A 22,822-nucleotide genomic window follows, 5' to 3' on the forward strand; every position below is an offset into this window, starting at 1 on the left:
TTCTTGAATCTTCCATTTGAAATTTACTTTTTTTTAAGTTATAATTTCACTGTATTGGGTTATTAGCTCAGTTGGGAGAGCGCCTGCTTCGCATGTAGGAGGTCGCCGGTTCAAGTCCGGCATGATCCATAAAATGAATTTTAACTGGCGACAATGGTGTCTAAAATAGTGGTGTTGAAGCTGTTTTAATAATTGCTTTCAGGAATTAATAATAAAAGAAAACCACAAAATATCTTCTGGCAGTAAGTGGCTGTTGCTTAATTGAGCAACAGCTTTTTTGTAGCCGGCATTTTAAGATTGTAAAAATGTTGAATGGATATATAATTGGTTAAAATGACAATTGACACGGACCTTTAGCAGTTGCAAATTAAAAATACTTTAATCATGTCTGATTTGGAGAGTAAATATTGAATAACATTTATCTAACTGATCTTTTTAACCAATATTCCAGAAAAGAAGAATTACTATACCAGTCTTGGTTTATTCATAGCGAAGACCGTTTGAAGGCCTTCAATCAGGTTCGTAAAGGAACCAAGAAAATTATTATAACTATCAAAGATGGTACCTTCCCACGTGACCTTCATGGCTCAGCACTTGAAGAGGTGATGAATACAATTTCATCCCAACAGGAAATATTCAAGGGTGCTAAACATGCTTTTATGTGGAAGCCCAAGCTGAGAATACCGGACATCTATGAAAATAGGAAAAACCAACTGGCTTTCGCTGATTTGCTTGAAACTGTTATCAAAACAAAGCAAGAAGTAAAAATGCTTTTAGCAGTTAATCAATTAGCGGAATTAAAAATTAAGGGATTAGGTCCAGCTGTTGCTAATATTTTATATTTTTTGGAACCAACAATCTTCTGCCCTTTTAATACAGCTATCGTAAAAGGGTACAACTATTTAACCGATTCAAAAATTCGTTTAGGTAAATGGTCTGACTATTTTAAATTACGTGATGGCATCATAGAATTAAATCAAAGCGGTGAACTTTTTTCAAAAGATTTAGGTGCTATTTCATCCTTTTTATTTGATATTGGGAAATTGAATTATATTATTCCCGAAAACTCGAGTGATTATATTAAAGTAACTGAAAGTAGAACTCAAAAAGCATTGAGGAAAAAAAATCAAATAAATGATAATAAAGAATTACATTACAAAATTCAATATCTCTTGGCTGACATTGGAAATGCAATTGGCTATCAATCATGGATTGCTGCTAATGACCACGGAAGAAAATATCAAGATAAACGTTTAGGAGATTATTCCCTGGCGACATTACCCATATCAATGCAAAAACTGCCGTCACATTTATTTGAAACTATCTCGTTAATTGACGTGATATGGTTTTCAAAATCAAATATACCAATAGCAGCTTTTGAAGTTGAAAAATCAACATCGATTATGTCTGGAATGAATCGCATGGATGACCTATATCAAGTTAATCATAATGACATGATGCTCTATATTGTTTCACCTGATAATCGGGAAAAGGAAGTACTTGCGCAGTTTAACCGACCTCACTATATGCATAATCACGACTTACATGATCATATTAGGTACATCTTGTTCAAAGATCTTGTTGAAAATTACCAGTCACTCAAACGTTTTGGAAATGATTTTTCAATTTTGGGACCAATTTCACACTTTCCCAACGGAAAAATTGTACACTAAACATTTACCAAAATTATTCATAGTTTCTGCTAAGCCCATGAATTCCCAGCATTCTTGAAAACTTATCGGCTTGATATTGTTTTGGCTAAATGACATGAATAAAGTAAGTTAAATTTACGTTAGCTGTAGTTTACGAATCAAGTTAGTTTTACAAAAAACTTCCTTTCGACATTTCGGCACTCGACCAAAAACATTCGAAAGGAAGTTTTTATATTGTTTATTGATTACCAGACAGAGTTTGTCACTATCCTTGGACTTGGGATAATTTTTATTAACTGTTTAAAAGTCACCAAAGTTCCAACACAGATTGTTGCTTATCTTTATTCTTCGGGTGTCTTTTGGTGTGCATCATTGGCGGCTTGCAGATCATCCTGGATATCAGCAAATTTTACATCCGTTATTAAGTATGAGTAATTAATATCCAGCTTTGACATTTTTCCGCTAAATGGTTGACCATTCTGATGTTGGACCATTGCTAAACTAAACTTTGGGTCATAAGAAACAACAATCACATGACCTTGACCGCTAACAGTGTTACTACCATCAAGCGCTAATTCTTCCGATCCAATATAAGCTCCAAAATCTGGTTGATCAGCAACTATTAATTTTATTTCTCGAATTATTTTGCTCATAAGTTCCCCACTAAGTTGACAAAAGCACTGCCTGAACAGTGCTTTCTAATTAAAACAGTTATACTAAATTGTTCCGACATTCTATCACAAAAAAACAAATCAAATTCTAACTCTTACCAGCATTATCCCTACCTCTATAATGCCATTACAGTTCCTTGACTGCGCCTACTTTGTAAAAGATCAGCAAATTTAACCCGATCTGCAAATTAAATAACGTTTAATATAAAGATATTATACCACACTTATTATAATAATAAAAATAAGCCTTGCACAACGCAAAGCTCACCTGTCTGTTTTAATTATTGCTTCAATTTAGAATTCTAATATAAGTACCCGATATTTTCAAACTATTTAACTCTTAATTAGCAATTTTTTTCAAAATTTTACAATGTATTCAAATTTATTTAATTTAATGCTAATCAAATCATGCAACCGTTATTCAGTTTCAGATGAGCGACATTCTCTCCGAAGAATAAGTTTACTAACATACAGAAATTATCAAGCGCACAAGCAAAAAGGCGGCTGAGTACTATATAAAATTGTTTCGACATTTTTAAAATTTTATTAACTAATCTATTGATTTTTCTCAAAGTGTTAAAATATCGTCAAAATGAATTTTACGAAAGGACCTGGCAAATGATATTTAAGAAAAATCAACTTGACGGCATCTTAGAAGATCGCGGCTTAGCTAACTTTAATGATAACGAGCTGTTTCAAGTCAAAAATATTCTAAGTGAACTTAACGATCAACAGTTACTCAAAAATAGCAAAAAAATTATTTCAAGTGATTTGGTAGCTGAAAAAGCCACTGCTAATTATTTAAAGGCAATTATTGAACAAAACTGGGTGATCATTAACCAAAATGATCAAATCGTCAAACAACTAGCAGCTAAAAAGTAATTTTTTATTTAAGCCATTATTCCATCCATTTTTTCTTAACGATAATGTGGTATCATTATTTTTAATAACGTACAAAGGGTGACAAAGCATGAACAACTCTGATTCAAGAACGAAATATCTGCAAAATTATTATCACGCGCTTATTCAGCAAAAAGAAACTCTTAAAAAGTCGCTATCAAGATTTTGGTTTCTATTTTTAATTGCCGTTGTCTTGATCGTTTTCTACCCTTTTATCAGTAAGTTTCATCTGTTGTTGGATCTGCTTTTAGTGCTGCTCTTTGGTTTTGTTTTTGCTTTGGCTTTTTATCGGTTAGTAGTTTTGAATAAGATCGATTTAAAGCTGACACAAATCGATGCAGAATTTTACTCTTTGACGACTCAGCATCTGAAAAAAACTGCACCTGTTAGCAAAACAAAGAAACAAGCAGAAAAATAAGCACTTAATCGTCTTTTACCGGTCAATTTTTTGATCGGCTTTTTTATTTTCCATTTGTTACAAAAAAAATCACAAAAACTATTGCATTTTCAAAAAAGTCGTGTTAGAGTAACCAATGTAATAAAAAAAGTAACATGAAACTTGAAATGGAGGATTTAATATGTCAAAAATAAAAGCAGGACAAGCATTAGCCAAAGTTTTAGTAGATTGGAACATCGATCATCTTTATGGAATTACCGCTGATTCAATCAATAATACGGTTGATGGATTTTATCAAGAAAGAGAACATCTCAAATACATTCAAGTTCGTCATGAAGAAATCGGAGCATTGGCTGCAGCTGCCGATGCTAAACTAACTGGAACGATTGGTGTTAGTTTCGGTTCAGCTGGTCCTGGAGCTGTTCATCTTCTAAATGGTCTTTATGACGCCAAGATGGATCATGTTCCAGTTTTAGCAATCGTTGGTCAATCAGCAACTGCGATAATGAACACCAACTTTTTCCAGGAAATGAATCAAGATCCAATCTTCGCCGATGTAGCAGAATTTCACAAGCAAGTTACCAATGCTGAACAGATTCCTTATGTTATCGATGAAGCTATCCGTTCAGCTTACGCAACTCATTCAGTTTCAGTTGTGATCATCCCAGACGACCTTTCAGGTCAAGAAATCGAATTTAGCGGTTTTAAGACAGCTCCCATTAAAGCTATCAAACAAGCAATTGCTCCGAAAGCTGAGGATCTTCAAGCGGTTGAACAAGCTTTGAAATCTGCCAAGCATCCGATCCTTTGGGTTGGTAAAGGTGCCTTCAATGCGCGTCAAGAAGTCGTAGCTGTTGCTGAAAAATTCAGTTTGCCTGTGTTATCAACTGCTCCGGCTACTGGCGTGATGCCAACTGATCACCCAAACTTCATGGGTTCCCGTGGTCGGCTGGGAACTAAACCGGCTTTTGAAGTTTCACAAGCTGCTGATTTAGTTCTCTTCGTTGGTACCAACTTCCCATTTGCTCGTTATTTGCCAGCAGATATTAAATTTGTCCAAGTCAATAACAACTTAGCTGATCTTGGCAAACAGCGTGATGCTGATTTGACCGTTTTGTCAGACGCTAAGCTTTTCTTGCAGGCGTTGCTCCAATTAGATTATAGCGTTGCTCCAACACCATTTCTAAAAGCAGCCCAAGCTGATAAACGCAACTGGGACAAGTGGCTGCACTCTCTCGCTCAAGATGATCACGCTGGTTTGCGCGCAGAAAGTGTGATGGAAGCAATTAAAGAAAATGCTGCCGCTGATGCCGTCTTTGGTTTAGATGTCGGGAACAATACCGAATGGGCGATTCGCCAGCTGCCATTAAATCAACAACAGCGTTTCAGCATGTCAGCTTGGTACGGAACGATGGGCTTCGGATTGCCTGCTGGTTTGGCTGGTAAATTAAGTTTTCCTGACAAACAGAATTGGACTATCTCCGGTGATGGCGGTTTTGCAATGGTTATGCCCGACTTGTTGACTGAGGTCAAGTATCAGTTACCAGTCATCAACGTGGTCTTGGAAAATCAGGTTTTGGGTTTTATCCAGCATGAAAAATTATTAGCTAACCAAGCTCCTTATGGAATTGATTTGCAAGGTGCTGATTGGGCTAAAGCTGCTGAAGGTCTTGGTGCGATCGGCTTGCGGGCAACCAACTTAGCTGAATTAAAAGCAGCTATGCAAAAAATCAATCAGTTGCAAGCTGCCGGCAATCGGCTGCCAATCGTCCTTGATGCCAAAATCAAGAATGTTGATCCAATTGATACCAGCTTTGTTCCAGTTGAGCGGGCAGTCTTTGGTGATCAAATGGTCGATCAATATCGTCAGCAATATGATGTAGCTGAGGATCAACAACCTGCCTTCAGTCAATTATTAGCAAAATTTAACGCCTAGATTTAATTAACCAAAACAGCAGAACTGACAATCAGTTCTGCTGTTTTTGATTTGGGATTCGACTTGGATGACAAGTCAGATAAATCAACTGATGATGACGACCGAGCTCTTGCAATAACTTCAGACCACCTTGCAATTTTGCTTGATCCAGATTGACAAATGGATCATCAAAAATAATTAGTGGCTGTTCATTTGGATACATGGCATCAATTAATGCCATCCGCCGACAAATTCCAATCAGGTCTTGGTAGCCTTCACTTAAGAACTCAATCTCATGCCTAGTTCCCGCTTCTTTGGCTGTCATTTTTAATTTTGAATCCATTTGATATTCATGCTGATCATCGGTTGCTAATAAAGTATGATAGTGATCAAAGGCTTGTTTCAACGGCTGCATATAACGCGCTGAGAAATTATCTTTAGCTTTAGTCAAGTATTTATCAGTAGCCTTCACAATTTGATAACGCCTGGTTAATGTTTGCAGCTGAGCCTGTAATTGCTGTAACTGATCCTCAAGCTTTTCAAGGTCTTGTAATTGCTGCTGCAATTTTGTTTGCCGATCCAACAAAGTTTTGAAATGCTCATTTGCATCATCGAGCTGTTGTTGGTTAACCTCAAATAATTCATTTAACGCTGCTAAAGACCTAGTTTGATTGGTGTTTGTCAAAAGTGGTTGCGGTAAACTATTTTTTTGCTGAAAATCTTTAAGTTGGACCATTTGCCGCTGCAATGTTCGTTCAAGTTCTTGAATCTTAAGAACATTATCCCGCAAGCCTTGCAAGTCAATTTCTAGCGGCAAAGCATATTGAGTTAAGAAGGCTTGCTGCTGAGCTTGGAGAGTTTGCAGTTGCTGCTGAGCTGCTTTTAATTTAAGCACTTGCTGATTTAATTTACGCGCTTGCTGCCAATTGAAGTTCAGCGCTTGCAGACAAGTCGGAATTTCAGCTGGCGCAGCAGGACGCAGTTGATAAAGCCCTAAAAAGTCTTTGATTTCTTGTAGCAGTTGCTGGTTTTGAAAAATTGCGGGATCGTGCTGCAAAGTTTGCTGTCGTTGTAAAAGTTTTTGATATTGTTGATATCTGATTTTAACTAACGGCAGTTGCGTTGCGACCTCAGCCAGCGGCCAATCAAATTGCAAGCGCAGCAAATTACTTTGCAAATTGGCGGCAGCTTGCTGATTTAGTTTCTGGAATTGAACAAGTTGAGTTGATAAAGCACCCGTTTTCGCTTTGTTAGACTGATTTGAAAGCCTTTTGATCTGCCGGTTAAACCAGAATCCCCCCAGCGCTGCTAGCAATAAGAAAACCATCCCCAACATTCCTTGATGATTGATAAAGCTGATAAGTGCTAGCAAAATACTCCCTAGTGTGGCCCACAATCCCCACTTGGTTGGTGTAGGCTGAACAGGTCGTTGCGGCTGAGCAGCCAATTTTGCTTGGACCTTTTGAATTTGATTCAAACTAGTTTGATACTGCTGCCAGTTTTCCTCAACTTGCTGCAACTGATCAGTCGATAATTGATGCTGGGTAAAATATCGCCGATCAGTTTGCAGTTGCTGCTGTTCTTGCTGGGAAAGCTGTTGCTGATCAATTTTTTGCTGCTGATTTTGCCAAGTTTGATACTGCTGCTGTTGATTAGCTAGTTGTCTGGCTGTCAGCTCGTGAACGGAAAATAATTCGTGCCAAGTATGATAATCAGTCTGCTCTTGGTCTGAAAATTGCAGTTGGCTAACCAGTTGCTGTAAACTCTTAAGCTGATCATGTCTAGTCTGGAGTTGTTGAACGTCAGTTAGCTTCGGCACCCCTGCTGGAAATTGCTGCTTGATTTTGGTCAGCTGCTGCTTAGTATTTGTTAACTGATCTTTAAGAGCTTGATATTTATTTTGGATCAGCTGTTGATCTTTGAGTTGACTTGCCCGGCGAATCTCCTGTTGAATGACAGTTTGTTTAGTTTGCAATTGCTGTTTAACGTACTTTTCTTTTTGTAATTCATTACGAATAACCGTAGCTTGCTGCAGCAAAGTCGACTTGTTTGCTAAGTGCGACTTGATCTTAGCCGTCTGGATCGTCAACTGATTGATCTTTCCAGTCTTGCGTTTGGGAGTTAAATGATTCAAAACCTGTTTTAAATTATCCTTGACAAGCTGATAACTGTTGATATCTGCTTGCTCATCAGCCAAATTGCCAATCTTAGCACTAATTCCGGGAGTAACATCAGTTTGACAGTTCTGTTGGGCAATGTACAAAGTGCGGGTAAAAGACTCCCGGTCGATTCCAAATAGTTTCTCTCCCAACTGATTAGGAAAATCAGCTGAAGGCAAATTGGTCAGGGCATCAATCAAAACCACGGTATCTTGGCTTGGTTTGCTGCCAAAGGTTTTTTCCAGCCGATATTTTTTCCCTTGCTGCTCAAAAACTAATTGTCCACCATAAACTCCCTTTTGCCATGGAGCAAAACGCTTTCGTTCATTTTCAATTTTTTTTCTTTTATGCTCATTGATAAAACCATAAAACATCACCGTCAAAAAAGCCGTCAAAGTTGACTTGCCCCAGCCATTTTCCTCAAAGAAAATATTTAATCCTGGTTGAAAAGCTGTTTGAAAATCGTGCAAACGGCCAAAGTTTTCAATCTGACAACTGATCAATCGCATTCTTCTAACTCCTCTCCGTTTAAAGCCCGCAAACCGCAGTGTATTATTTGCGTCCTCTGCTGCTCATCTAAGGTCTGATCTTGCTGCAATAAACGGACAAATTCACCCTTCAAGGAAATATCACTCAAATATTGATGATAGTCGATGGTAATTTTACTTTGATCAACAACTTTGACAAAATAATAATCCATTTGCAGATCTTGCTGCAACTGAAGCAAACTGCGTTCACTTGTTTCACTAACACTACCAGTTAAAACGATTTTTAATAAGTCACGTGCGGAACAAGAACTTAACTGCAATTGTTGACGGACCTGTTTTTCAACCGCCATGGTCGTTTGACAACCAGTAATATCAACTCGAATTTCAAATAGACGCCGCTGAGCAAAAGGAATAAACTCCGACTGCCATTGATGCGTTTGCTCAGTGAGCGTTAACTCCACAAAACCATGTTCACCTAGTTCATCAAAACCCCGACCTTCAAGACAGCCAGCATAACAATATTTACCTCTGGGTGGCAGTGAGCCGCTTTGATACTGATGCAGATGACCTAAAGCCAGATAATCAATCGCCTGATTTGCTAATTGGTTCAAAGCAATATTATCAGCCAAATCGTTATTTTGATATTGAGAAATCTGACCATGTAAAACAACCAAATTAAAATCAGCGGCCTCAAGCTTGGGGGCTGTTAACGGCGGTTGAAACTGGGGATCATTTATGTTCAAACCCGACACCACTATGCGCCAGTTGTTCAAATTTGCTAATTCATAGCTTTGCCATTTAGTTCCAAAAGTCAACAAATTAACTGGCAAATGATCGACTGCTTCCAAAAAACTATCAGTTTCATGATTTCCAGGCAAATAATAAAATTTAATTTGCGGATGACTTTGAATTTCGTCAAGCACAAGATTTCGAGCAGTGGCGGAAATGATCGGCGTATCAAATAAATCCCCCGCAATAATTAAAGCTACAACTTGTTCATTTTGAGCATAATCAACCAAACGTTTAAAATTCCCCAATAATTCAGCTTTACGCTGTCGAGCAAGTTGTGAGGTTAAATGCGTTGTTAAGCGCGAATCCAAATGCAGATCCGCACAGTGAATAATTTTCATTCTGCTCTCCTTTCCATTGTTTAGCATCTTAATTTGATTGTACTACAAAATGGCCAGCAACATTTTGCAAGGCCTTCAAGTTTTTTATTTGAATATTCTTACTGCAAAATTAAAATCCAAGTTGATTTTTATAATTAAAGCGTTATAATATTAGTAATTATTTAATCATAATATTAATTGATTAAATAAAAGAGCTTTTAAGTTTGAAAATTAAAATTCAACTTAAAGGTTCTTAATGACCAGCATTAATTTGGGGGTCAAAGTAAAATCATAGGGGGAATTTTTATGAAGTTCAAACAGGTTGCAGCTCTATCAGCCGCAGCATTAGTTAGTCTTGCCTTTTTATCAGCTTGTGGCAGTAAAAAAGCTAACTCGACCAAGCAAGTCTTACATTGGTCAGAGCCGACTGAATTACAAACGCTGGATGTTTCAAAAGTTGTCGATACCGTCAGTTCAGATTCCATTAGTAACAGTACTGAAGGTTTATATCGGCTTGGCAAGGACAGCAAAGTTCAGCCGGGTTTAGCAACTAAAACTCAAGTCAGTGACCATGGATTAAAATACACTTTTACGCTACGCAAAAACAGCAAATGGTCTAATGGCGATCCGGCAACGGCTAAGGATTTTGTTTATTCTTGGCAGCGAACGGTTAATCCTAAAACTGCTTCTGAATATGCCTATTTATTCGATGGAATCAAAAATGCAACTGCCATTACCGCTGGCAAAAAGCCAGTTTCAACCCTGGGAATCAAAGCAATTGGTAAATATAAATTAACAGTTACTTTGGATAAAAAAATTCCTTATTTTAAACTGCTGATGGGCTTCACTGTTTTCTTCCCACAAGATCAAAAAGCTGTTAAGCAGTTTGGTTCAAAATATGGCACAGCCGCTAAGTATATGGTTTATAACGGGCCCTACAAAGTTGTCGGTTGGAATGGTTCGAACTTGAGCTGGAAATTAGTTAAAAATAATAATTACTGGGATCATAAAGCTGTCAAATTAAGTAAAATAACTTTCCAAGTTACTAAGAGCAATTCAACAGCTTACAATCTTTATCAAAATAAAAAGTTAGATGAAGTTTATCTAGACGCGGAACAAGCCAAACAACTGAAAAATAACAAAGATTATGTTTCCTTGAAACAATCACGAACCAATTATCTTGAATTCAATCAAACACAAAAATTATTTAAAAACAAAAAGATTCGCCAAGCTATTTCTTATGCTGTCAATCGCCAACAACTAGTTACTAAAGTTTTAGGCAATGGTTCAGTTGCTTCTAAAAGCATTGTTTCAACTGGCCTGGCTAAGTATCATGGCAAGGATTTTGCTACTGCAGCTGCAACCACTGCTGGTGTCAGTTATAATCAGCAAAAAGCTAAGCAGCTCTGGAAAGCTGGTCTCAAAGAACTAGGCCTCAAGAAAGCCAGCTTTACCTTGATGGGTGATGACGATGATGTTAGCAAAGCTGTTACTACTTATTTGCAAAGTCAGCTTGAGACACATTTGCCTGGTTTAAAAGTCAATGTTGAAAATCTGCCAAAGAAAACCCGAATCACCCGAGCAAGCAATGGCCAATTTGATGTCGTTTTATCTGGCTGGGCAGCTGATTTCTCAGATCCAATCAGTTTTTTAGACTTATTTACAAAAAACAATTCTTATAATGATGGTAAATGGGATAATTCAACTTATGACCAATTAGTTACTGCTTCGAAAACAACCGACGTCAATAATCAAGGTAAACGTTGGAACGACTTGGTTCAAGCTTCGAAGATTTTAAGCAAAGATCAAGGTGTCGCTCCACTGTATCAATTATCACAAGCACAATTACTGCGCAGCGATGTCAAAGGCGTTATTTACAATACCGCTGGTGTCCAATTCAATTTCAAAAATGCTTACATTGCTAAATAATAAAATTCTTTAATAACTAAAGAGAGTTGATCTCTGATGTAAATCCAAAGAGTTAGACAAAAATCTAACTTTGCGAATTCTGCTCAGTATTAAGATCAGCTCTCTTTTTTAACTATTTTTAGTAGAAAACTTGAAAATCGAATATTTTGCCATGATCATTCTGGCAGCATTTGCAATTGCCAATAAAGTAACACCCACATCAGCAAAAACCGCTTGCCACATGGTTGCCAAACCTAGCGCTCCGAGTAGCAAAAAGATTATCTTAATTCCTAAAGCTAGCATAATATTCTGCTTAGCAATTTGATGGGTTTTCTTAGCAATTTTAATTGCTGAGATCAATTTTGCTGGTTCATCAGACATAATCACGATATCAGCTGCTTCAATTGCAGCATCTGACCCTCCCGCACCCATGGCAATTCCAAGATCAGCCTGAGCCAAAACTGGTGCATCATTGATTCCATCACCAACAAAAGCAAGTTTCTTTTTAGGTGGTATCTGCTGAATAAGCTTTTGCAGTTGAGCAACCTTTTGCTGTGGTAATAATTCAGCAAAGATCTGCTCAACTCCTAAAAGATTGCCAACTTTTTCAGCAATCTGGCGCCTATCACCGGTCAGCAAAGCCGTCTTCAGTTTAAGTTTCTTAAGTAGTTTGATTGTTTGCTGACTGTCTGGCCTAATTTCGTCGGTAATTAAAATATAGCCAGCAAACTTTTGATCAATTGCTACGTAAACTACTGTACCGACTTTAGTTTGCTTAGAAAATTCAATGTTTTGATTAACAAGCAATTTTTCATTGCCAACCAAAACCTGGTGACCATTGACTTGAGCTTTGATCCCTTGACCAGAAATTTCCTGATAGTCGAACAATTTGACTGAAAAATTTTTTTGTCCAACAACTGTTTGCAGTGAAAGAGCGATTGGATGAGTTGAAAAGCTTTCCGCCGCTGCCGCAAACTTCAGCAATTCTTGAGCAGTAAAATTATTACTAGGTTTTAATTCCGTCACTTTGAAATTTCCTTTTGTCAATGTCCCAGTTTTATCGAAAACTATCATTTGCAAATCATTCAGTGCTTCCAGATAATTGCTGCCCTTAATAAGAACACCAATTTGTGAAGCGGCGCCGATTCCACCAAAAAAGGTTAGCGGGATCGAAACAACTAATGCACATGGGCAAGCAATTACCAAAAAAATCAAGCCACGGTTGATCCATTCTGCCCATGATGCATCCGGCCAAATCAATGGCGGAATAAATGCTAAAGCTGCAGCTGCTAAAACAACGATTGGCGTATAAATCTTGGCAAACTTCGTAATAAATTTTTCAGTTGGAGCTTTTTGGCTACTGGCATTTTGAACTAAATCTAAAATTTTGGTTACGGTTCCATCAGCAAATTTCTTAGTAACTTTAACTGTCAACAAGCCATTTTTATTGATCGAACCTGACAAAACCTGATCACCCTTGCTGACCCTTTGTGGCAAAGACTCCCCTGTCAAGGCAGCCATATCTAATGAAGACTCCCCAGCAACAACTTTTCCATCCAGTGGAACTCTTTCTCCCGGTTTTACGATAATCAAATCACCAATTTGAATTTCTTCAGGTTTGACCTGTTTGATACTTGTTGAGCTTTTCAAGTTAGCATAATCCGGCCGAATTGCCATTAACGCTGATATTGAAGCTTGTGATTTTTTAACTGCTATTGTCTGTAAAAATTCACCTAACTGATAAAAGACGATAACTGCTACTGCTTCTGAATATTCCCCCAACATCCATGCTCCAATTGTCGCCAACGTCATTAAAAAATTTTCGTCAAAAAACTTCCCTCGCAAAATATTTTTCCCAGTCGTTAAGAAGATTTGCCAGCCAGTCAGCAAATAAGCAGTTAAAAATACCACCAATTTAATGTCCGGTGAAAAGTTCCAACCAATACCAATTAAAAAAATAATTGTTCCCAAAGCTAAGGCAATTTTGGAAAACTTTTCAATAAGAAAGCTCTGGTGCCACGTCGTCAAAGCAAGCTTTGAATTGTACTTTCGCACAATTTTGTTGACTCGAATAGCCACCCTTTTTGAATTGCTTGAACTTTTAATCATCAATAATTTATTAGCATAATCAATTTTCACCAAATCAAGTCCGTTTAACTGGTTAAGTTCGGCCTCAATTGCTTTAGCACAATTAACACAGCATAATTTTTTAAATTTAAATTGGTTTTGCTTGGTCGTTGCAGTCATTGTTAATTACCTCCCATCAAGTCAGTTGTTTAACTATAAATGAGTATTTGCTCATATGCTCATTTATATTATAAAACTTACTGAATTAATGGTCAACAAAATTATTGCTCCACAATAAAAAAACTGAAACAAATTTTTGAATTGTCCCAGTTTCAGAAGCTTTAGATCAAGCCTACCTAATTTTAATGATGCAGAATGGATTGCAGCTTATCGCCCCAATTATCAATTTGTTTTGAAGCAAAAATTGTTGTGCCGATTAAAACTCCACCAACAATCAAACAGCCAGCCAGCAAAATTTTTAAAATTTGTTTAATCGCATCCACTTGCAACATTCCTTCCGTTCAGTTATTCTTTGGTCTGCCGTTTCTTTTGCCACTCACGATAAAGAGCAAAGATAAACTGGCTAAGAGTCAATAGTAACGATAACTTTGACCAAAAGCCAAATTTGTTGACTTTTTTCAACTAATTCACCACCTATTTGGGGCTAATTCTGCCATAGTTTCCTTATATATGTTTATTATATAGGAAACAGGCTGGCAGATGCCACTGACAAGGCTTGGCTTATAGCAAAAAAAGATCTGGTCAACCTTTTGACCAGATTCAAATTTTTATTCGTTTAGTCCCTAGCTAAGAGCCTTTTTCATAGCAGTTGCATATTCCTTTAGTTCAGTTAGGGTTTGCTGCTTATTTTGAGCAATAATTTTAACGATTGCTGACCCCACGATCACGCCATCAGCTACTTTGGCTACCTGGGCAGCTTGTTGGGGAGTGTGGATGCCAAAACCAACGGCCACTGGAACATCAGTTGCTTGGCGAATCTCAGCAACCATTTCTGCCAAATCAGTGTTGATCTGATCACGCATCCCGGTTACACCCATTGAAGATACTGTATAGATAAAGCCAGTTGCATCTTTGACAACTGAAGAGATCCGTTGGCCGGAAGTCGGTGCCACCAAAGGAATTAATGCAACACCATATTTTCTGGCAAAGGGCAAAACCTCAGCCCGCTCTTCAAAAGGCAAGTCAGGGATGATCAAACCGCCAACCTGTAATTCAGCACAACGTTTAAAGAATTTTTCATAGCCGTATTTAAATACATTATTTAGATAAACCAAGAATGCTAATGGAACTTGACTTTTTTGCCGCATAGCTGCTACCAATTCGAAAACCTTGTCAGTAGTTATTTCAGCAGCAAATGCCCGCAAATCGGCAGCCTGAATCACCGGGCCATCAGCTACTGGGTCACTAAATGGAATGCCAATTTCGATAATATCTGTTCCTGCTTCTGCTAAGGTCAGGATTTGCTCAACTGATTTTTCAAAGGTTGGATCGCCAGCTGTTAAAAAGGCGATGAAAGCTTTTGGCGTTTTTTTAAAAGCATTGGTCAAACTTGTTGCCGGTTTACTTTTAGTCATAGATTTCTTTCCCCCTATAACGTGCGATTGCCGCTACATCTTTATCACCACGGCCAGATAAATTGCAAACGATGATTTGATCCGGGTTCATCTTGGGAGCCAATTTTCTAACATAAGCTACGGCATGACAACTTTCAATGGCTGCTACGATCCCTTCTGTCCGTGCTAAATACTCAAAAGCTGCCACTGCTTCATCATCAGTAATACCAACATATTCTGCTCGCTTAGCTTCAGCTAAAGCTGCATGCTGAGGACCAATTCCAGGATAATCGAGCCCAGCAGAGATTGAATAAACCGGTGTGATCTGACCATCATCATTTTGCAGAAAAATTGATTTCATTCCATGAAAAATTCCAATACTACCGCGTTCAATCGTTGCGGCATGCTGATTGGTATTGACACCTTTGCCAGCCGCTTCACATCCGATCAGTTTGACAGTTGGTTCATCAATGAAATGGTAAAAAGCACCAATCGCATTGCTGCCACCGCCAACACAGGCAACAACTGCATCCGGAAGTTTCCCGGTTTCAGCTAAGAGCTGTTGCTTGATTTCTTGGCTGATCACTGACTGAAAATCGGCTACCATCTCTGGAAAAGGATGTGGTCCCATGACTGAGCCAATCACATAATGTGTATCTTCAGTTCGCCGACTCCATTCGCGCATTGCCGCATTGACTGCATCTTTGAGGGTACCTGTCCCAGTTTTGATTGAATTGACTTTCGCACCCAGCAATTCCATTCGATAAACATTTAAAGCTTGACGCTTAGTATCGAGCTCGCCCATAAAGATTTCACATTCCATCCCCATTAAAGCCGCCACAGTCGCAGTGGCAACTCCATGCTGACCAGCACCCGTCTCAGCGATTACACGTGTTTTACCCATTTTTTTAGCCAAAAGTATCTGGCCTAAGACATTATTGATTTTATGTGAACCAGTCTGGTTTAAATCTTCACGTTTTAGATAAACCTGAGCACCTTTTAAATCAGCAGTCATTTTTTTGGCATGGTAGAGCAATGACGGTCGATTGGCATATTTCTGCAGTAACGTCCGCAATTCAGTTTGAAACTCGGGATCATTTTTATAATGCTCATATGCAGCTGTTAAACGTTCAACTTCATGCATTAAAGTCTCTGGAATGTATTGCCCACCGAATTCACCATAACGACCAGCCTGCTGAGTTATTCTAGTTTGTTTTGTTGGCATTTCTGACTCTCCTTATAAATTCACTTATTTTTTTTACATCTTTTTCTCCATTAGTTTCAACCCCAGAACTAACATCAACCATGTCAGGGTTAACCATAGTTATTGCAGTCGCAACGTTTTTAGGGTTCAACCCACCGGCCAAAATAAAGGGATGGCCTTGATTATTGATTTTCTGCCAATCGGCTAAGCGGCCTGACCCTGGCTGCGGTGCATCAAACAGCCAGTATTCAGCCGCAGAATGCCGCGACCATTGCGGCTGAATAACTTGAAAAACTTTTAATCCCAACCGATGCAGCCAAGTCAGCTGATCAGCTGTCAGGGCTAAATGCAATTGAACAGCCTGAATAACTTGTGACTCAGCTAAACTGCGAATCAGCGCTGGTTCGAAAGTCGTTAAAACAGCAACTGTTTGAATCCTTGTATTCAAGGAATGTCTTAAACGAACAGCTTGTAAAAAATCAACTTGACGTGAACTCTTTGCTAACACCAAGCCAACATATTCCGGCTGTAAGGCATTTAAAACGACAGTCGTTGCAATGTCTTTAATCCCGCAAATTTTTATTTTAGTCATCGCTGGCAGTTCTCAACTCCTTAATCACAGTTGCTTTATCCGGTGCACGCATCAAGTATTCGCCAACCAAGATTCCATTGATTTGTGTCTGAGCTTTTAGTCTAGCAACATCAGCAGCTGAATGAATCCCACTTTCAGAAATTACTAAACGGTCCTTGGGAATCAGCGAACTTAACGTGATCGTTGTTTTTAAATCAACTTTAAAATTAGTCAAGTCACGATTGTTGATGCCAATAATTTTGGCTGGAGTTGCTAAAGCACGTGTTAATTCAGTTCGATTATGAACCTCAACGATCGCTGCTAGCTGCAGCTGCTCTGCCAAGGCCAAATACTCTGCTAACTGCTGATCTGTTAAAAGCACTGTAATCAGCAAGATAATTGCTGCGCCAGCTGCTTTAGCTTCATAGATCATATATGGATCGATCGTGAAATCTTTTCGCAACAGTGGAACCTGGCTGTGAGCTGCAACCGCTGTTAAATATTGCAAGTTTCCTTTGAAATGGTCTTCCTCAGTTAAAATTGAAATTGCACTGACCTTTGCCTGCTCATAAGCTTGCGCGATCTGCAAATAAGGCAGCTGTTTAACGATCAAGCCTTTCGAGGGCGAAGCTTGTTTAATTTCCGCAATGATGCTTAGCTCTGGTTGGCGTAAATCTGCTTCAAATTGTTGCTGGCCGCTAGTTGGCGACAGTTGGTCACAAATTTGCTGCAATTTTTGCAGTGGAACCATTTTTTGACGTTCATGAAGTCTTTGAGCAGTTGCCGCCGCTAATTCATCTAAAATCATACAACACCCACATCACTATTCGTTAATTTGACAAACTCATCTAATTTAGCAAGTGCTTGCCCATTATTTAAAACAGCCTGTGCTTTTTCAAATGCTGGTATTAAAGCCAGCTCAGGTTGAGCAACATGGATCGCAGCAGCTGAATTCAATAAAACAACATCACGTTTTGGCCCAAGTTTGCCGCTTAAGATCTCACGTGTAATTTGGGCATTTTCTTGCGGTGTACCGCCAATTAAATCAGCCGGCTGGCAACGGTGCAAACCGAATTCTTCTGGGGTTATTTGATATTTTTGTTGCTGGTTGCCTCTGATTTCAACTACATTGGTTGGACCAGTTAAAGTGATTTCATCCAAACCATCAGTTCCGTGAAAAACCATTCCCGCCGTCACCCCGAGCTTTTGCAACACGGCCGGCAAAGTCTCCAACAGTTGATCATCATAAACTCCAAGCAATTGCATTTTGGCTGCCGCCGGATTTGCCAACGGTCCTAAAATATTGAAAATCGTTCTAAAAGCCAGTTCCTTACGAGCTGGTGCAACGTAGCGCATTGCCTGATGATATTCTTGCGCAAACAGAAAACAGATTCCAATTTCATCCAGTGTGCGTGCCGAATTTTCCGGAGAGGTGTCGATATTAGCTCCCAATGCCTCTAAAACATCAGCTGCTCCGCTTAGCGATGATGCTGCCCGATTACCATGCTTAGTAACTGGAACACCGGCGGCTGCAATAATAAAAGCACTCGTTGTTGAAATATTGAAAGTATGTGCCTGATCACCGCCAGTTCCGACAATTTCTAAGGTATCTTGATGCTTAGTGGCAAAAGGCAAAGCATGTTGCCTCATGGCTGCTGCGGCACCAGCAATTTCATCAATTGTTTCGCCCTTAGCTGTTAGAGCGGTCAAAAATGCAGCGATTTGAATATTCGACGCTTTGCCGGACATAATTTCATTGATTGCTCCAGCAGCGGTTTCATAACTTAAATTTTTTCCTGTAACAGCTTGTTGAATTGCTTCTTTGATCATCATATTGTTCCTCCTTAATTTGATTACCACGTGATCTCGATTGTTGAAGAATTTTTTTTAAGAATTGCCATCGAAATTTTTCCATTTTTGCCTCCATAAAAAAATCCGCCCATAACAACCAAATGTTAAGGACGGATTTCCCGCGGTACCACCTTAGTTTGTAGCTTAAACAAGCCTACTTCAAAAACTGAAGCCTACTCACCAAACCACACTCTTTTTCAGGATGCTAACACATCCCTGATAACTGACGTATATCTCACGTTGCGGAGTACTAACAGATTCTTAATCTGCGTTGGCCGCACCCTCCGTGGTCCATTTAATAATCTGTGTTCAGCCGGATTCTCAGCATCGCCGGCTCTCTGAATAAGCATAATTATCTTGATCTCCACTTCAACGGTTTGTCTGGACGAATATTAAGTTAAGTTTAGATTAAACCTTGATTATAAAACTGTCAACCCTAAATTAATTTATTTTTAAAAAGTTTTCAATAAGTTGATTACCTGCTTTTTGATCAGTCATCACCGATTCTGGATGATACTGCAATGCATATAATTTATGTCGTTCATCAGAAAACGACATAATCTCTCGATCACTTGACAATGCGGTAATTTTAAAATTAGCTGGCAAGGTAATGGGATCAGCCACTAATGAATGATAGCGAGCAGCAATAAATTGCGATTTGACACCCACTAACAATCGATCTGTTTGACAGACCGTAATCAAATCGGTTTTGCCATGCATTAAATGTTTGGCCGGAATGATTTTAGTTTTAAAGGCCGCTGCAATAACCTCCAAACCCATACAGACTCCCAAAATTGGAATTTTACCAGCAAAGTTCTTAACGATATCAAGACACTTGCCAGCTTCAGCAGGAGTTCCTGGGCCGGGAGAAATAAAAATATGCTTTGGCTGCAAAACTGCAATCTGCTGACAAGTTAATTCATCATTTTTTTTAACGCAGATATGATTAGAGAATTCACCGATTTGTTGATAAAGATTATAAGTAAAGCTATCGTAATTATCAATTAAAAGTTCCATTTGCAGCCTCCTTTTGTAAAACTGCCTGAACTGCCAATTTCATCGAACGAGCTTTGTTGCAACACTCTTGATACTCATGATCTGCACAGCTATCAGCAACGATTCCAGCGCCCGTTTGCAGGCAGAGCTGCTGGCCAATTTGATAAAGCAGACGAATTCCAATTGCCAAATCCATCTGGCCGGAAAAGCTCAAATAACCAAATGTTCCGCCATATAGTCCCCGCTTTTGCTGTTCCAACTCATCAATGATTTGAATTGCCCGCAGCTTAGGTGCTCCCGACAAAGTTCCAGCTGGAAAAACGGCCGCAAGAATATCTAATAAGCTTTTCGTTGGATCAACCTGACTTTTAATTGTTGAAGCAAGGTGGACGACCGTTTCGAATTTCTCTAAATAAGCATGTTGCACGACCTTAACTGTTCCAAAACGGCTAACCTGTCCCAAATCATTACGACCTAAATCAACTAACATATTGTGTTCCGCCAATTCTTTTTGACTTGTCGTCAATTCCTTGATTCGCCGTTGATCCTTGAGCCGATCACCTGTTAATTTTCTGGTTCCCGCCAATGGATATCCAGCCAGTTCTTGCCGATCTTTGGTAACTAATGTCTCTGGCGAAGCCGCGACAGCACAAAAATCAGCTTGTTTAAAATAAAAATGATAAGCAGCTGGCTCAGCTACTAAAAGCTGCTGCAAAATCGGCAACAAACTGCCGCGCATTTTTCCCGTCTGCGGATTAGACATGATCAGTTGAAAAATTTCACCTTTGACAATTTGTTTTTGAGCAGCTTTGACCTTAGCGGCATAGCTAACTGGAGAAAAACGCATTTTAAAATCATCAGTTAACTCAAATGAAGGCAAGTCAAGCGGTTGACGCAAACTTGCTTTGAGCTGTTGGCCTTGCTTCTTTAAATTCAACTCAGCTGTTTGATAATTATTTTCTAGGTCAGCAGTTGCAATATTCTGAATAATCATCAGTTGCCGTTTAGTGTGATCAAATGCCAGCACATTCAAACAGCCAAATAAATTGAGATCTGGCAATTTAGCTAAGTCCTGCTGATGAAATTTAAGATGCTTTTGGTAATATTGGCTATATTCATACGCAAAATAACCAATCAATCCACCAGCAAACGGCGGCAATTTTGAAAATAATGGTTGACGATACTTGGCTAGCAATTCGGTCAAGTAACCTTGCGGATCAGCAACTTGAAATTGTCGCTGTTGCTGCTGAGAGCTAACAGTCATTTCGCCATCAAGTAATTTCAAGCTAAAAGTGGGTCGTACAAAATAGCTGAATTTTCCAAGGGCGTGATTACCGCCTGAAAAATAGGCCATTTCTTTTTGCTGAGCTAAATGCGCAATCAGCTTGATTGCTGAAAAATCATCAACTGTAAAACTGATTGCTACTGGGACATAAGAATACTGATTTTGATATTTTTTTAAATCTGTCAATTTAGGGTACATTTTTTGCCTCCATAAAAAAATCCGCCCATAACAACCAAATGTTAAGGACGAACTTTCCGCGGTACCACCTTAGTTTGTAGCTTAAACAAGCCTGCTTCAAATAATTGAAGTCTACTCACCAAACCACACTCTTTTCCAGGATGCTAACACATCCCTGATAACTGACGTATATCTCACGTTGCGGAGTACTAACAGATTCTTAATCTGCGTTGGCCGCACCCTCCGTGGTCCATTTAATAATCTGTGTTCAGCCGGATTCTCAGCATCGCCGGCTCTCTGAATAAGCATAATTATCTTGATCTCCACTTCAACGGTTTGTCTGGACGAATATTAAGTTAAGTTTAGATTAAACCTTGATTATAAAACTGTCAACTCAAAAACAATTGTTGCGTCTTAAAATTATAAACTAAATTAGTTTTAAAACTTGCCATCAAAATTTGCAAACGTTAACTGATCCTTTGTGAAAACTTTGAGCTAGCAACTTTTGGTACACTTTTTTTGCGAGCATCTGGATCAGCTAATTGTAGAATAGACAAATTTTTCAGCGAGGCTTTTTTCAGATTAATTTTCAAAGGCCTTCGTTAAAGCCTGGTCAAGATCAGCAATTAAATCCGTTACGTCTTCCAAACCAATTGATAAGCGAATAACTTGCGGATTCAAGCCATTCCGTCGCCGAAACTCAGCTGGAACTTCGCGATGGGTCGTTCGAGCTGGATTAACGATTAATGACTTTGCATCGCCAATATTTGGCAGATAACTGAAGATCTTAATATTTTTGATTAACTTAGCAACCCTAGTTTCATCCCCAGCTAATTCAAATGAAAGGATTGAGCCAACTCCCTTTGAAAAATACTTTTTTACTAACGGATCAGTTTTATTCAGACCACTATAAAAAACTTGGTTGACATATTGGTTATGGTTTAAGAACTCGGCAATTTTTGCCGCACTGGCTACCTCTTTATCCAAGCGTTCGGAAATCGTTTCAAGACCAAGCAAGACAAAATAGGCATCAATTGGACTTAAAACTGATCCTAGCAAACGAACATATTTCATTCGAATCCGTTTAATAAAAGCTTGATGGCCAAATTTACTAGCGAAACTTTCGTGAATTTGACGTTCCTCATCACCTAAAATGAATTCTTCACTGGTAAACTGTGGAAATTTGCCAGTGGTCCAATCAAATTGTCCATGATCAACAACTAATCCCGAAAGCGTATTGCCATGACCATTGATGCCCTTAGTTGATGAGTAAATAACAATGTCAGCACCAAATTCAAACGGCCGCAACAAATAAGGAGTTGGGAAAGTATTGTCAACAATCAGTGGAATTCCAGCTTGATGAGCAATGTTTGCTAAAGCTTCAAGATCAGCAATCTCAGTACTTGGATTAGCAACACTTTCAACATAGATTGCCTTAGTGTCCGGCTGAATCAAGCTTTTGACATGTTCAAGATCATTGATATTATCTACTAAGTCAAAATTTATGCCATAATTTGGAAAAAAGTTACGAAATTCATCAAGTGTTGAGCCATAAATATTGACCGGAGCAATGATTCGGCCACCGCATTCCGCAACATTTAAAATTGTAAAAGAAATTGCCGACATTCCCGAAGCAACAGCAACGGCTCCAACTCCCCCTTCTAAAGCTGCAATCCGTTGCTCTAATACCTCAACTGTTGGATTGCCGTCACGTGAATAATCAAAACGACCAGTGACTTGACCAGTTACGATTTGCTCAGCAACTTCAGTATTTGTTAAACCAAAAGCAGCTGTTTGATAAATTGGAACTGAAGAAGCATAATGGTGTTCTTCGGGACGATAGCCAGCATGAACTCTTTTAGTATTAAATTTACAATCAGACAAAATTTCCACTCTCC

General features: G+C 38.8%; 18 protein-coding genes and 1 tRNA gene. 6 read left to right on the forward strand and 13 right to left on the reverse strand.

The genetic code is table 11. The annotated features are described in order from the left end of the window. The first annotated feature begins 56 nt into the window (after positions 1-56). Both KH893_RS01465 and KH893_RS01470 read left to right on the forward strand, forming a co-directional pair. Positions 57-129 (forward strand) — tRNA-Ala (locus KH893_RS01465). Positions 130-407: 278 nt separating this feature from the next. Further along, on the forward strand, positions 408-1,673 hold the full coding sequence (locus KH893_RS01470; RefSeq protein ID WP_281164398.1) for a type II restriction endonuclease: 1,266 nt from the start codon (positions 408-410) through the stop codon (positions 1,671-1,673). A gap of 320 nt (positions 1,674-1,993) precedes the next feature. On the opposite strand, the gene KH893_RS01475 is transcribed toward KH893_RS01470, so the two are convergent. Continuing rightward, complete coding sequence (locus KH893_RS01475) at positions 1,994-2,305, reverse strand: hypothetical protein (protein ID WP_281164399.1); 312 nt, start codon at positions 2,303-2,305, stop codon at positions 1,994-1,996. Between the two features lie 636 nt (positions 2,306-2,941). Here KH893_RS01475 and KH893_RS01480 point away from each other — a divergent pair. From KH893_RS01480 to KH893_RS01490, 3 genes are all read left to right on the forward strand, one after another. After that, the gene (locus KH893_RS01480) at positions 2,942-3,205 is read left to right on the forward strand and encodes a hypothetical protein (protein ID WP_281164400.1); all 264 of its coding nucleotides are present in this window, start codon (positions 2,942-2,944) and stop codon (positions 3,203-3,205) included. 88 nt (positions 3,206-3,293) lie between these two features. Continuing rightward, on the forward strand, positions 3,294-3,641 hold the full coding sequence (locus KH893_RS01485; protein ID WP_281164401.1) for a hypothetical protein: 348 nt from the start codon (positions 3,294-3,296) through the stop codon (positions 3,639-3,641). A gap of 160 nt (positions 3,642-3,801) precedes the next feature. Continuing rightward, positions 3,802-5,556 carry a thiamine pyrophosphate-dependent enzyme gene (locus tag KH893_RS01490; RefSeq protein ID WP_281164402.1) on the forward strand — a complete coding sequence of 585 codons (1,755 nt, stop codon included), beginning with the start codon at positions 3,802-3,804 and terminating at the stop codon, positions 5,554-5,556. A 31-nt stretch (positions 5,557-5,587) separates the two neighbouring features. Here KH893_RS01490 and KH893_RS01495 read toward each other — a convergent pair whose 3' ends face one another. Continuing rightward, positions 5,588-8,203, reverse strand: a complete 2,616-nt coding sequence (locus KH893_RS01495; RefSeq protein ID WP_281164403.1) for an AAA family ATPase — start codon at positions 8,201-8,203, stop codon at positions 5,588-5,590. Beyond that, positions 8,194-9,312, reverse strand: a complete 1,119-nt coding sequence (locus tag KH893_RS01500) for a metallophosphoesterase family protein (protein ID WP_281164404.1) — start codon at positions 9,310-9,312, stop codon at positions 8,194-8,196. The genes KH893_RS01495 and KH893_RS01500 overlap by 10 nt, the downstream gene beginning before the upstream one ends. A 285-nt stretch (positions 9,313-9,597) precedes the next feature. Here KH893_RS01500 and KH893_RS01505 point away from each other — a divergent pair, with 285 nt between their 5' ends. Then, positions 9,598-11,220: a peptide ABC transporter substrate-binding protein gene (locus tag KH893_RS01505; RefSeq protein ID WP_281164405.1), complete on the forward strand. Its 1,623-nt coding sequence runs from the start codon at positions 9,598-9,600 to the stop codon at positions 11,218-11,220. A gap of 108 nt (positions 11,221-11,328) precedes the next feature. On the opposite strand, the gene KH893_RS01510 is transcribed toward KH893_RS01505, so the two are convergent. From KH893_RS01510 to KH893_RS01555, 10 genes are all read right to left on the reverse strand, one after another. Further along, on the reverse strand, positions 11,329-13,446 hold the full coding sequence (locus KH893_RS01510; protein WP_345803721.1) for a heavy metal translocating P-type ATPase: 2,118 nt from the start codon (positions 13,444-13,446) through the stop codon (positions 11,329-11,331). A 182-nt stretch (positions 13,447-13,628) separates the two neighbouring features. After that, the gene (locus KH893_RS01515; protein ID WP_281164539.1) at positions 13,629-13,778 is read right to left on the reverse strand and encodes a hypothetical protein; all 150 of its coding nucleotides are present in this window, start codon (positions 13,776-13,778) and stop codon (positions 13,629-13,631) included. 291 nt (positions 13,779-14,069) lie between these two features. Continuing rightward, complete coding sequence (gene trpA, locus KH893_RS01520; protein WP_281164406.1) at positions 14,070-14,861, reverse strand: tryptophan synthase subunit alpha; 792 nt, start codon at positions 14,859-14,861, stop codon at positions 14,070-14,072. Continuing rightward, positions 14,854-16,065 (reverse strand): tryptophan synthase subunit beta, encoded by a 1,212-nt coding sequence (trpB, locus tag KH893_RS01525; RefSeq protein ID WP_281164407.1) that lies wholly within the window; start codon positions 16,063-16,065, stop codon positions 14,854-14,856. Before trpB ends, trpA begins: the two co-directional genes overlap by 8 nt. Then, positions 16,046-16,636 carry a phosphoribosylanthranilate isomerase gene (locus KH893_RS01530; protein ID WP_281164408.1) on the reverse strand — a complete coding sequence of 197 codons (591 nt, stop codon included), beginning with the start codon at positions 16,634-16,636 and terminating at the stop codon, positions 16,046-16,048. The genes trpB and KH893_RS01530 overlap by 20 nt, the downstream gene beginning before the upstream one ends. Beyond that, positions 16,629-17,423, reverse strand: coding sequence for an indole-3-glycerol phosphate synthase TrpC (gene trpC, locus KH893_RS01535; RefSeq protein WP_281164409.1), 795 nt, complete (start codon positions 17,421-17,423; stop codon positions 16,629-16,631). Before trpC ends, KH893_RS01530 begins: the two co-directional genes overlap by 8 nt. Then, positions 17,420-18,445 carry an anthranilate phosphoribosyltransferase gene (gene trpD / locus KH893_RS01540; RefSeq protein WP_281164534.1) on the reverse strand — a complete coding sequence of 342 codons (1,026 nt, stop codon included), beginning with the start codon at positions 18,443-18,445 and terminating at the stop codon, positions 17,420-17,422. The genes trpC and trpD overlap by 4 nt, the downstream gene beginning before the upstream one ends. A gap of 462 nt (positions 18,446-18,907) precedes the next feature. Then, positions 18,908-19,483 (reverse strand): anthranilate synthase component II, encoded by a 576-nt coding sequence (locus KH893_RS01545; protein WP_281164410.1) that lies wholly within the window; start codon positions 19,481-19,483, stop codon positions 18,908-18,910. Next, positions 19,467-20,945, reverse strand: a complete 1,479-nt coding sequence (locus KH893_RS01550; protein ID WP_281164411.1) for an anthranilate synthase component I family protein — start codon at positions 20,943-20,945, stop codon at positions 19,467-19,469. The genes KH893_RS01545 and KH893_RS01550 overlap by 17 nt, the downstream gene beginning before the upstream one ends. A gap of 561 nt (positions 20,946-21,506) precedes the next feature. Beyond that, complete coding sequence (locus tag KH893_RS01555; protein ID WP_281164412.1) at positions 21,507-22,808, reverse strand: O-acetylhomoserine aminocarboxypropyltransferase/cysteine synthase family protein; 1,302 nt, start codon at positions 22,806-22,808, stop codon at positions 21,507-21,509. Positions 22,809-22,822 lie beyond the last annotated feature (14 nt).

The sequence above is a fragment of the Liquorilactobacillus sicerae genome (genome assembly GCF_029916425.1).
Taxonomy (GTDB): domain Bacteria; phylum Bacillota; class Bacilli; order Lactobacillales; family Lactobacillaceae; genus Liquorilactobacillus; species Liquorilactobacillus sicerae.